The 11,947-nt window shown below is 61.2% G+C and carries 10 protein-coding genes; 3 read left to right on the top strand and 7 right to left on the bottom strand.

Features of this window, described 5'->3' with window-relative positions; all coding sequences use genetic code 11:
* Positions 1 to 774: 774 nt before the first annotated feature.
* Together ABRP95_RS10950 and ABRP95_RS10945 are read left to right on the top strand one after the other, a co-directional pair.
* On the top strand, positions 775 to 2,316 hold the full coding sequence (locus ABRP95_RS10950) for a molybdopterin-dependent oxidoreductase (RefSeq protein WP_284854177.1): 1,542 nt from the start codon (positions 775 to 777) through the stop codon (positions 2,314 to 2,316).
* Between the two features lie 25 nt (positions 2,317 to 2,341).
* Positions 2,342 to 2,590, top strand: coding sequence for a hypothetical protein (locus tag ABRP95_RS10945; RefSeq protein WP_239270015.1), 249 nt, complete (start codon positions 2,342 to 2,344; stop codon positions 2,588 to 2,590).
* Here ABRP95_RS10945 and ABRP95_RS10940 read toward each other — a convergent pair.
* Genes ABRP95_RS10940 through gluQRS form a run of 3 tightly spaced genes read right to left on the bottom strand, consistent with a single transcriptional unit; the run spans position 2,587 to position 5,425 of the window.
* Positions 2,587 to 2,922, bottom strand: a complete 336-nt coding sequence (locus ABRP95_RS10940) for a hypothetical protein (RefSeq protein ID WP_239270016.1) — start codon at positions 2,920 to 2,922, stop codon at positions 2,587 to 2,589. The two genes, ABRP95_RS10945 and ABRP95_RS10940, sit on opposite strands and share 4 nt — an antisense overlap.
* A gap of 3 nt (positions 2,923 to 2,925) precedes the next feature.
* On the bottom strand, positions 2,926 to 4,518 hold the full coding sequence (locus tag ABRP95_RS10935) for a cation:proton antiporter (RefSeq protein WP_349839446.1): 1,593 nt from the start codon (positions 4,516 to 4,518) through the stop codon (positions 2,926 to 2,928).
* A gap of 13 nt (positions 4,519 to 4,531) precedes the next feature.
* Positions 4,532 to 5,425 (bottom strand): tRNA glutamyl-Q(34) synthetase GluQRS, encoded by an 894-nt coding sequence (gene gluQRS, locus ABRP95_RS10930; RefSeq protein WP_284783682.1) that lies wholly within the window; start codon positions 5,423 to 5,425, stop codon positions 4,532 to 4,534.
* Between the two features lie 24 nt (positions 5,426 to 5,449).
* Between gluQRS and ABRP95_RS10925 the strand changes: the two genes are divergently transcribed.
* Positions 5,450 to 6,142, top strand: coding sequence for a queuosine precursor transporter (locus ABRP95_RS10925; RefSeq protein WP_023024985.1), 693 nt, complete (start codon positions 5,450 to 5,452; stop codon positions 6,140 to 6,142).
* Here the strand turns inward: ABRP95_RS10925 and tgt are convergent.
* The 4 genes from tgt to ABRP95_RS10905 all read right to left on the bottom strand — a co-directional run bounded on the left by tgt (position 6,118) and on the right by ABRP95_RS10905 (position 11,875).
* On the bottom strand, positions 6,118 to 7,374 hold the full coding sequence (gene tgt / locus ABRP95_RS10920; protein WP_284796866.1) for a tRNA guanosine(34) transglycosylase Tgt: 1,257 nt from the start codon (positions 7,372 to 7,374) through the stop codon (positions 6,118 to 6,120). The genes ABRP95_RS10925 and tgt overlap by 25 nt on opposite strands.
* A complete protein-coding gene (locus tag ABRP95_RS10915; RefSeq protein ID WP_284771136.1) occupies positions 7,371 to 10,058 on the bottom strand; it encodes an MMPL family transporter in 2,688 nt (895 codons plus the stop codon). Before ABRP95_RS10915 ends, tgt begins: the two co-directional genes overlap by 4 nt.
* 228 nt (positions 10,059 to 10,286) lie before the next feature.
* Entirely contained in the window at positions 10,287 to 11,147 is an 861-nt protein-coding gene (locus tag ABRP95_RS10910) for an HtaA domain-containing protein (protein WP_284771137.1), read from the bottom strand.
* An 86-nt stretch (positions 11,148 to 11,233) separates the two neighbouring features.
* Entirely contained in the window at positions 11,234 to 11,875 is a 642-nt protein-coding gene (locus tag ABRP95_RS10905; RefSeq protein WP_284771138.1) for a biliverdin-producing heme oxygenase, read from the bottom strand.
* Positions 11,876 to 11,947: the final 72 nt, after the last annotated feature.

The raw sequence follows: 11,947 nt of genomic DNA, 5'->3' as shown, positions 1-11,947 counted from the left end.
CGTGCTGGCCCCTGACACCATCACACTGCATGCTCTATCGAAAGGTAGAAACACCACTCAAACGGACTTGACCCCTTCGTGGTCCTACTGCTAGTCGGCATAGGCCTGTTTATGGTGACTAGTACAACAAAGTTTCCCATATTTGTCCCTCTTTTTATGGGACTTGTATGCACAATCGCAATTCTCACCTCTGGGAAGCCCGATCCTGCTGAATGTAGTAAGCCCGATCCTGCTGAATGTAGTGACGTAAACATCACGAAACAGGCGGAGTCCGAACAAAAAGGGGTCGGTTGGATTATGAGGCTAACCTCCGTTCAGGTCGTTAACTTGGTCATAGCGTGGCGGGCTTCGGGAAAAATAAAAAGCACTTGGGAAAAGGGGTGACTAGGAGATCTGGGGGAATGGTTGACATTATTCATGAAGCTCAGGACGCACACCTGTGCGCCCTATTCATCAAAGCCCACGGACACGGTGGAGACTACGAGTACGCGCGAGACGGCTCCAACAGCGCAGTCAAACACCTGCAAGCAATACTGGCAGAACTGCCCGCTACTTCCCCACCGGCCCGCGATGCCGGCATACTCGCTAAGTTCGTGCGTGCAGCACAGAGGAATTTGTCTCGGCAACGCCCTGACACAAACCGGTAGTATCACACCAAAATAACCATCATCGTTGCAACGACCCCTAGAATCCGCCCTGCTTGTTTAATCCATGAAAAGCCGTCAAAATAGAGATAGCCCTTTTCCCATAACCTATCTCCCTAGGACGCTCCCCATGGACTATGTCTTGGCTCTCGGCGAAAACCCCGATTTTCCTTTGTGGCTTCGCGCGACGCACCTCATCAACTTTGTACTCATCGGCATGCTCTTGCGCTCCGGGCTGGAAATGCTTTCTTCCATGCCGCGCCTGTGGTGGCGCAATGACTGCGCGCCTGGCACCGAATGGCTGCGTTTTACCAAGCGCAAGCTGCCCAAGGAAGAGGGCGTATATACCTCTTTGATGGACGAGCTTTCGTGGTCACCGGTCGTGGCTCTGCCGGGCCGCGAAAACGTTGGCCTGGGCCGCCACTGGCACGGCCTTTCGGTCATGCTGTGGGTCCTCAATGGCCTGGTGTACGTCGTGCTGCTCTTTGCCACCGGCCTGTGGCAGCGCCTCATCCCCACCTCCTGGGACATCATCCCGGAGGCGTGGGATACCTTCAAGGTCTATATCAGCCTCAGCGCGCCCGGCATCGAGCACTTCACGCCATACGATGCCCTCCAGCAACTCGCCTACGCCTTCGTCATCTTCATCGTTGCGCCCTTCATGATGGTGACCGGCCTGGGCATGTCGCCGGCCATCCGCGTGCGCTTCCCGTGGTTCGTGAAGATGCTGGGCGGCCACCAAGGTGCGCGGTCTCTGCACTTTATCGGCATGGTCTTAATGTCCGCGTTCATCCTGGTCCACGTGGTGCTGGTCTTCTTCGTGCACCGCGAGTACAACATGGTCCACATCGTCTTCGGCGACGTTTCCACCGAACGCTATGTGCAGGCCTTTACCACCGTCGTCATCACCATCGTGGCGGTCATCATCTTCTGGATTGCCCTGTCCTACTGGACCTTGGCGGACCGCGCCCGGGCGCATAATTTCTTGGTCTCGTTCACCGAAATCGGCCGCAAGCTTTCGCTGAACCACTTCCACCCGCGCAAGCCCAAGGAGACCAAGGACTCGCCGATGCCCATTTCCTCCTTCCACTGGACCAACGGCCTGCCGCCGACGGAGAAGGAATCCCCTGAGTGGACCGAGTACAAGCGCAATGGCTGGGAGAACTACGCCATTACCGTGGCCGATGATGTCAACGGCACCGAAAAGACCGTCACCCTTGAGCAGTTGCGCGAGCTGCCGCAAACGTCCTACATCGCCACGCATACCTGCATGCAGGGGTGGTCTGCGACCTCCAAGTGGGGAGGGCCCAAGCTTGCCGATGTCCTCGAGCTACTCTGCCCCCGCCCCGAAGGCGCCAATTACGTGCTCATCGAGTCTTATGGCTTGGCGCAAAAGATGTACGATAACCGCCCGCGCGAGCCTTTCTACGCGGCCTTCGATATCGAGACCGCCATGGAGAATCAGTCCATTTTGGCGATTTCGCGCAATGACCAGGACATCGATCTGCACTTGGGCGCCCCAGTGCGCGCCCGCGTGGAATCGAACCACGGGTATAAGGCCGTGAAGTGGGTATCGCGGATTGCCTGGATTGGTGATTACGCCGACTACGGCGATGGCCGCGGCGGCACCCGCGAGGATTCCGCGCTCCAGGCCTTCAACGGCCGCATCTAGCACCGAAGGATTAGAATCTGTTTCTATGACTGATAAATCTTCTGTCACCGAAACCCGCATCGCCATCGATGGCATCCGCAATGACAATGACGTGCGCAAGTGCCTGCAAAAGCTCTACGGCATCTTTGCTGATACGGGAATGGGCCAAGCCACCTTCGAGATGACCGGGGATGCCACCGCGGATGTCGTCATCAAGCACGCTGAGTCCGTCACAGTAGATCCGGAGGTCATTGATGCGGCGGTGCGCAAGGCGGGGCCGTACCGCCTGGCCTAATCGATGCGCGGCGGCTCGTAGCCGTCCTCTTTAAGCCACGCGATATGCGGTGGGGTATTCATGCCCCACTCGCTGCGCGCCCACGCGAAGGTCTGGCGCACCTCGGCCTCGGAATAACCGCCATCGCGCAGGTACTGCCGGAAGCCATTCGGCCCGGGATCCTTGATCCAGAGCCAGGCGTAGTCGTCGAGGGAGTCATCGGCAAGCAAGCTTTCTAAGCCCGCCGGAACGAACTCGCGCTCGGCGCGCACGCGGTCCGCCAAGTCCTCGTCGAGGAAATCGTAGAGGTAGTCCATCGCGTCCTCGAGCTCGGCATAGTGTTGTGGATCCATGGGCTAAATCTCCCGGTGCTTAGTGCCGATGACCATGCGGTCGATCTCTTCCAGTATCTCATCCACGATGGCCGGATTGAAGGCCCGATCCTTGCGCAGGACTAGGAGCTCGCTCTGCGCGGCGTTAAGCGCGGTGCGCCGGGCCTCCAGCGCGACGCGGCGGGCCTCCTCGACGCGCTGCTTGCGCTCGTCGTTATTCTCGGCGGGGTTTTCGCCATCACCCAGGCGGTCCTCAAACCACTGGATGACGTTGGCGGAAATTTCCGGATCGACAGTTTCGGCCTCGCCGGTGGCATCGTCCTCGGGCCGGAATTGCGATAGCGCATCGATGCTGGCGGCGCGCGCCCGCGAGACCACCGCGGCGCGCATCTTATCGTTGGCGGCCTGCGAGGCCTCAGTGAGATCGAGCTGCCTCATCAGCCACGGCAGCAGCAGGCCGGGCAGCACCATGGTGACCAACAGGACGGTCAGGGCGATAACGGCCAGCTCGTGGTGGAAGGCGAAGACGCCGGTAGGAATGGATAGAACCAGCGCCAAGGTCACCAGGCCGCGCATGCCGGACCAGGTCATCAGCAATACCTCCTGCATCCGCAGCGGAGCAACGTGCGGGCGCCCGCGCGAGACGTTGAGGCGGTAGTAGAAGAACATCCACACAAAACGCACCACGAAGGCCACCAGCGAGAGGATCACGCCAACCATGACCGAGTGCCACAAATCCGAGCCGACCTCCGCGATGGCCGTATTAACCGTCAGCCCGATTAGGCCGAACGCGACGCCGGTAAACAGCAGCTCCATGGTCTCCCAGAAAGACTGGCCGGAAAGCCGGTCCTCGGCCTGGATATCAGCGCGCGAGTTGAGCTCGACGGCGGCGATGACCACGGCGATAACACCGGAGGCTTTTAATTCCTCGGCCACGAGGAAGGTGGCGAAAGGAACCACCCAGGTCAGGGCGTTGCGCGCGACCACATCGTGGACGCGGGTAATAAACAGCGCCGTCAGCCGCCCGATGAGCCAGCCGATGGCAAGCGCGACGACGGACGAATAGAGGAAGCTCAGCACGCCGCTACCAAAGGAGATATCGCCGCCCTGGGTCACGGCGGCGAGCGCGAGGTGGAAGGCGACGATGGAGGCGGCATCATTAAACAGCCCCTCCGTTTGTAAGGTGGTGATGATGCGGCGCGGGATGCCGGCGGGCTCGGCCACCGCATCCACGGCCACGGGGTCCGGCGGGGCGATGGCCGCGCCGATGAGGATGGCGGCGGCGATGCTAATCCCCGGCAGGAAGGCGTAGGCGGTTGCACCCACGGCGAGGGTGGTGGCAACAACGAGGAGCACGGACAGGCTCAGGATGGTCACCCACTGCCCGCGAATCACACCCCAGGACGTGCGCCGCGCCAGCGCCCACAGCAGCGGCGGCAAGAAGATGGGAAGGATGAGCTCGGTGGGGATGTCGAATTGCGGCAGCCCCGGCACGAAAACGGCGCAGGCGGTAATAATCGTCAGCAGCGCGGGCCAGGGCAGCCCGACCCTATCGCCGATCGCAACGACGAAGACGGTCAGCAGCATGAGCCCGATGAGAACCAGTAAAACTTCCATGGGCTCGATAGTATTACGCGCGCCAAATATACGGCTCGCGGCTCAATTCCTCCGGCCGGAATTGCGCGAGGAGCTCGGCGGCGGTCTCCGCCTCATAGCCCAAAGACTGCGCCAGCTGCTTGACGATGCCCCTCGGCTCCCCCATATCCCGCATCGTCACCGCGCCATCGCGCTTGGCCAGGCGCTTGCCCGCGGTATTCAGGACCAGCGGCACGTGCACGTAGCTCGGCGGTGCAATCCCCAATAAGGAGGCCAGGTAGGCCTGGCGTGGGGCGGAGGATAAGAGATCGTCGCCGCGGACCACCTGGTCGATACCCTGGTAGGCATCATCAACGACCACCGCCAGGTTATAGGCCCAGCCGCCGTCCTGCCCGCCGCGGCGCAGGATAAAATCATCGACGTCACCGGTGTACTCGCCGTGCAGGGCGTCGTGGATGGTGAAGATGGAGACGTCTGCGCGCAGGCGCAGCGCCGGCTGACGGTTCTCGGCGGCGAGCTGGGCGCGTTTGGTGGCACGTTGGGCATCGGAAAGCCCACGGCAGGTGCCCGGGTACTGGCCCGGAATGGCGTGCGGGGCGCGGGAGGCTTCGCGGATATCCTTGCGCGAGCAGTAGCACTCGTAGACCGGCAGCTTCTGGAGCGCCGCGGCATAGGCGGCCTCGCGATCCTGCTGGTAGATGACCTCGCCATCCCACTCCAGCCCCAGGGCCGCAAGGTCCGCAAGCTGGCGCTCGGCCGCCGCGCGGGAGGAGCGCTGCTTATCGATGTCTTCCACCCGCACCACAAACCTGCGCCCCGTCGACCGCGCGTAGAGCCACGCCAGAAGCGCCGTGCGCAGGTTGCCAAAGTGCAGATCGCCGGAAGGGCTCGGGGCGTAGCGGCCCGCCCCGGTGGTCGCGGAATTCATATTCCCAGCATACGGTTTGGCACAATGGTGGGCATGGAAAAATCCCCCTCCTCTCAAGTGCGCTTTATCCCCGTTCATTCCACTCTTTACCCCTGGCTCGTCACCATTTTCGTCGTGACGTTTTTGATTTCTAATATCAACGCCACCAAGGGCGTCCAGCTCGGACCGCTCGTGACCGATGGCGCCTTCTTCCTCTTCCCGCTGGCCTATATCGTCGGCGACGTTTTATCCGAGTGCTACGGCTTCAAGTCCACCCGGCGCGCCATCTACATCGGCTTTGCAATGGCACTGCTCGCCGTAGTGTGTTTCTACATCGCCATCTGGCTGCCCGCGGCGGATTTCTATGAGGGCCAGGAGGCCTTCGCCGCCACGCTGGGCCTGGTGCCGCGCATCGTTTTGGCCTCCCTGGCCGGCTACCTGGTGGGCCAGCTGCTCAACGCGTGGACGCTGACCGCAATGAAGAAGCGCAGCGGCGAAAAGGGCCTTTTCTCCCGGCTGATCGCCTCCACCGTGGTGGGCGAGTTTGGCGATACCTTGCTGTTTTGCGCCATCGCCGCGCCCGTCATCGGCATCGACACCACGAGCGGGTTCATCAACTACGTGGTGGTGGGCTTTGTGTGGAAGACGCTGATTGAGGTCGTCCTCTTGCCCATAACCTCCACTGTTATCAAGCTGGTGAAAAAGCGCGAAGATTACCGCGCCTTCGACGCCGCGTAGTAGCGGCCCAAGAATTCATCGCGGTAGTCCTCGTAGTAGCCGCCGTTGATGGCGGCGCGAATATTATCTACTAGCCGCACCATGAATTCCACGTTGTGGATGGTGCACAGCGTGCCGGCCAAAAATTCCTTCGCCTTGAGCAGGTGGTGCAGGTAGGCGCGCGAGTAATTCTCCGTGACGTAGCCGCCAAATTCCTCGTCGATGCCCTTGAAATCCCGCTTGAACCGCGCATTGGTGAGGTTGAGGCGGCCATCGAGCGTGTAGACGCCACCGCGGCGAGCCAGGCGGGTCGGCGCGACGCAATCGAAGGTATCGGCGCCGGCTTCGACCGCGGTGAAGATGTCATCGGGCTCGGAGATGCCGAGCAGGTGGCGCGGTTTATCGTCCGGCAGTTCGTCGCACACCCAGCCCACGATGGTGCCCAGGTTCTGCTTTTCCAGCGCGCCGCCGATGCCGAAGCCGCCGAAACCGCGCTGACCCTTCTCCCGCGCGGCGCGGTCCAGGTCCAAGAGCCCGCGGGTGGCCTGGCGGCGCAGGTCCTCGTATTGCGCGCCCTGCACCACGCCCCACAGCGATTGCTTCGGGCGGTGGTAGCGCTCGCGGGTGAGCCTGTCATGTTCCTCTAGGCACCGCTGCGCCCACCGGTGCGTGCGGGCCACGGATTCTTCCTGGTAGGTGCGCGAATCAATGAGCGTGGTCAGCTCGTCAAAGGCGAACATGATGTCCGCGCCCAGCCCGTGCTGAATCTGCATGGATTTTTCGGGCGTAAAGCGGTGCTTGGAGCCATCGATAATCGAGCGGAAATCCACGCCTTCCTCATCCACCTTGGCCATGCGCTCCCTTTTTGCGGCGCGAATATCCTTCTCGGTGAGATCCGCCAAGTCCATGGCGATGACCTTTTTAAAGCCCACGCCCAAAGACATCACCTGGAATCCGCCGGAATCGGTGTAGGTCGGCCCGTGCCAGTTCTCGAATTTCGCCACGCCGCCGGCCTCATCCACGATGTCATGGCCCGGCTGCAGGTAGAGGTGATAGGCATTGGACAAAATCGCCTGCGTTCCGGTGGCGCGAATCTGCTCCGGCGTCAACGTCTTCACCGTGGCCTTGGTCGCCACTGGGATAAACGCCGGGGTGGCGATATCTCCGTGCGGGGTGTGGATAATACCGCTGCGGCCATGCTTGCCGGGGCCTTCGGGCAGGCGCTTATCGATGTCGAAACTTAAGTCCTTCATTCCTTATTTTCCTCTTCTTCCCTGGTCTTCTGGCCGTCATCCGCGTGTTGTGCTTCCCATTCTTCCTCAAGCGCGGTGCCTTCGATGTCTACGGTGGGCAGGATCTTATCCAGCCACTTGGGCATCCACCACGTAGCACGGCCCATGAGGAACATGGAGGCGGGGACGAGGGTCATGCGGACAAAGAAGGCATCGAAAAGCACGCCCGCTGCCAAGGCAAAGCCGAAGATCTGGATGAACGGCAGCGGCTGGTTGATAAAGGCCACGAAGACCGAAATCATGATGATGGCGGCGGCCGTCACCACGCGCGCGCCCTGGGTAAAGCCGGTGATGGTGGCCTCATCGACAGCGCTATAGGGCCCCGCCGTGCCCTTCGGATGCCGCGCGATGTGCTCGCGCATGCGGGTGACCAGGAATACCTGATAGTCCATGGCCAGGCCGAAGGTCACGCCGATGAGGAAGATCGGCATGAACGATAGCAGCGGGCCGGGGCCTGGGACGAGGCCCCACAGGCCGTCTTGCCATACCAGCACCGTGAGTCCAAAGGCGCCGCCGACCGAAAGCAGGAAGCCGAGGCCCGCTACCAGCGGCACCAAGATGGAGCGGAAGACGACGAGCAGCAGCACGATTGCCAGCCCCACAACAATGCTCAAGTAAGGCGCCATCGCATCGCGCAGGCGCTCGGTAATGTCCAACTGCACGGCAGTCAAGCCCGTCAGGCCGATCTCGGTGCCGGTGGTGCCTTCGATCTCCTTGGTGGCAGAGCGCAGCGCGTGCGCGACATTAATGGTTGCGGCTTCCGTTGGCGAGGTTTCCGGGGTCACCATGATTTGTGCCGCGCGCTGGTCCTCGCTGAGTGCAACGATTTGTGCGTGCTTTACCCCGCCGAGCGTCTTCAGCTGATCCGCGGTGTAGAGGAAGGACGCCAGCGCTGCCTTGTCTTCGGCGCTGGTCGGCGCGGCGGCGTCTTCCTTGTCCTCGACCTCTGCGACGGGGGCGATTTCCGGCTCCGCTGGCTGTTCGCCGGGCTGATCCGCGGGGTGTTCCGCTGGCTGGTCGCCAGGCTGGTCAACAGGGTGTTCTGCGGGGTGATCACCGGGCTGGTCGGCTGGCAGGTCCGCCGGCTGATCGGGCGCCTCGTCGGGCGCGGGCTCAGGCGCGTTGTCAGGCGCATGATCCTCCGGATTATCGGCGGGTGGCTCGCCAGCGCCTTCTTCGGGTTCGGCTTCTCCGCCTTGAGCCGCCACCAATGGGGCGAGTGCGGCGGAATCGGCGTTGATGGTGTGGGCATCGACAACCGCGAGGAACGGCCCGTTGACGCCGGGGCCGAAGCCCTCGGCCATCAGGTCGGCAGCCTTGCGCTGGGTGGTATCGGGATTCGAGGTGGTATCGGCAGGCAGCGCCAGCTCCATGTGGAGCACGGGGGCGGTCATGGCGCCGAGGGAGAGGACGACGAGGGCCATCGCCAAGCCGGGCACCTTTTGTACCAGTCGTACCCAGCGATGGCCCATGGTTGGGCCGCGGCGCACCTTTCCCTTGTGGGAAGGGTTGCCGGCCACGCCGGGGATGCGGCCGCTAAACGCCTTGTCCCCCAAAAGCCCGAGCATCGCGGGGATGAGCGTGAGGGAGACGAGGACGGCGATGGCCACGGTTGCGGCGGCGGAAAGCCCCATGGCGGTGAGGAATTCGATGCGTGCAATGAGCAGGGCAAAAAGCGCGGTAAAGACGGTGGTTCCGGCGAAGACCACGGAAGAGCCCGCCGTTCCTGCCGCCATACCGGCTGCTTCTGGGGCGGACATGCGGGCGCGCTCGGCGCGGTAGCGGGACAAGATAAACAGCGCATAGTCGATGCCCACCGCCAGGCCAATCATGATGGCCAGCACCGGCGTCATGTTGTTGAGCTCTATCCAGTGCGTGGTAATCAGCATGCCGCATGCACCCAGGCCGACCCCGATGACGGCGGAAATCAGCGGCATTCCAGAAGCGACCAGGGAGCCAAAGGTAAAGATGAGGACGAGGAAGGCCACGCCAAGACCGATGATCTCGGAAGTGGAGTTAACCCGAATCTCATCGCCAAACCCGGCGCCGCCGGCCTCGACGGTAAGCCCCTGCTGCCTGCCGATGTCCATCGCTTCCGTCACGATGTCCTTATCGGCCTGATCCACGCTATAGGGCGATTCGGCATCAAAATCGAAGGTGGTATAGGCAATGGTCTCATCCTCATTGACCATGGCGAGGTTATCGGCATCGGCACGCGCGGATGATTCCGGCAGCCCCATCTCCGTGAACTGGTGGACGACCTCGTCCTGCAGCCGCGGCGAGACCTCAAGCGGGTTGCCAAAGCGCATGGTATCGCCCATCTCCAGGTTGTCCTCGAGGTGGGAAATGACCGCGTTGATGGCCTTTTCATTGGCGGGATCCGAGAGCTTTTGGCCCTCCGGGGCTTGGAAGACCAAGTTCACCGATGGGGAGTTGGCGGGGTTTCCGCCTTCCGGGAAAAGGTCCATCGTCTTGTAAGTGGCATCGATGGACGGGGTGCCTTTGATAGCGAACTCGCTCGTCATCGGTTTCATCAACAAGGCGGTAGCGCCGCCGGCGGCGGCCAGTAGGACCACCCAGGTGACGATGACCTTCCATTTATTGAGGAATGACCAGCGCCCGAGCCGGTAGAGGAGTTTAGCCACGGGAAATGTACCTTCGCATTCGCGTAGTCGGACGGATTTAACTTCGCCCTAGTGTAGTTGCCGTGCCCCTTATTCCCTATTACTTAGCCGCCGGGCAGCCCGTATTCACAGACGATGCCAAGGCGGCGGGCCAAAAAGAACCGTGGCCATTCGATGCAGTCAAGGACTAGATCGGGTGGCCACGGCGGAGCGGCGTAGACAATGCAGCCGCGAGAGAGCGCTCGCTGTTTAAACGAACTTCGACAAGCTCAGACCAGGAAGAACGAGGTCAGAGAAGAAGGCGCTAATTTTCTTTACCCGCTCGATAACAGCAGCGATGGTCTCGCCTAGTGTGCCGAACGAAGAACCGTGGAAAGAAGAACCATCGGCTGCAGCGTTGTCGCCCGAAGGCTTCTTTTCTGGGGTTACCTGGTCAGATGGTTTAGCGTTTTCGGAGGCACCGTCGAATGCCACGGTGAGATCCGAGTTGGCATCGTCAAGCGGCTGCCCCACTGGGTACTTGCCCAAGAAGATGTCGGAGCCCGTCTGGGTCAGCGAGGTGGGGGCATCAGTTGTGGCATAGGTCTTGCCGGTTTCCGGTACCAAGGACTCAGTAAGCGTGAAGGTAGAGATTGCGGCGTCATCGCCAGACAATTCAACCGGCTTGTTCTTAAGCGGGCCCGAGGCGCCCGTAAGTTTATAATCCGCGGTGATGGTGGCGTTTTGTCCTGCTACTTCTACCTTGATATCCGAGAACGTGAGATCGACGCCGTAGGAACCATTAGGGCCGAGGCCTGGATAGCCTTGAATCTGCACGGATCCCTGAGTGTCAATAGTGCCGTTTCCCTCAGCATCCAGCGTGGTGTGGGCCGCATCGACCGGGAAGGTGAAGTCCTTTCCTACCTTCTCCGCGCCTTCGGTGGTATTGATGATACCTTTGGCAAGCGGGTTGGTCTCCACGTGGTGAATGAAGGATTCCTTGATGGGCCAGTTCAATTGGCCGGATTCCACGGCGGGGACATCGGCTGGAGCCTCATCGGCAGAGGCTACTGGGGCGCTGACGGCGCCAAGTGCAACCGCTCCAACGGCGATGACGGATGTTGTTTTCATGAATTTCTCCTCTTGAAAGCAGTGGTGAAGCTTTGCCTAAAATATTAGGCGAGCCTTACCTTATTTGGAAAATTAGAAAAAGTAAATCAGTGGCGCTTATCAAGCTCGGTGAAGATCCCCGAGTTGAAAGCAAATGCGCGCTGCGCCTCTGAGAGCAAAGCCTCGCGCTGCTCCGCAGTCAGCATGAGGCCGTCTAGGCGTTCGCGGTAGCCCTTGCGGTACGGCGGAATCTTGCCGATGGCACTGAAGTCATAAAAGTTCAGCGCATCCGGTTCGATGTCATAGAGGGTGCCGAGGCGCGCGGCAATCACCTGACCGCCGGAGACGTCACCGAGATACCGGACATAGTGATGGGCCACCACTTCTACCGCGCTGCCGGATACCCCTTCTAGGCGGGCAACGTAGGATGCTGTCGCCGGCAGGATCCGGATCTTTTCACGCCAGTCGCCGCCGACGAGCTCCGCCAGATCCGCCTCCAGAGCAAAGCGCCGCTCAAGGCGTGGATCGGCCACCGCACCGGCGATTGGAGTATGCGCCACACTGCGGACTGCACGCTCCAGAGACTCATAGACAAACCACAGCTGACCGCTTAAATCGGCGGCGGCCTCAGCGCTCAGCTGGCCCGACATGAGCCGCTGCATAAACGCCGAACCCTCCGCATTCTCATGGGCGTGGGCGGTCTCCTCACGCAATGCGACGGATAATGGTTTCTTGAGCGTCACAGTCACTGACTTCCTCCAAAGTAATGCTTACCTAATGTCCAAATATAAATTTAAGGTTAGGCAATCCTTATTTACAAG

The sequence above is a fragment of the Corynebacterium sp. KPL2895 genome (assembly GCF_040225815.1).
GTDB classification, from domain to species: Bacteria; Actinomycetota; Actinomycetes; order Mycobacteriales; family Mycobacteriaceae; genus Corynebacterium; species Corynebacterium rhinophilum.
Note: the sequence above shows the minus strand (reverse complement) of the source record. Positions and strands in the feature narration are given on the sequence as shown.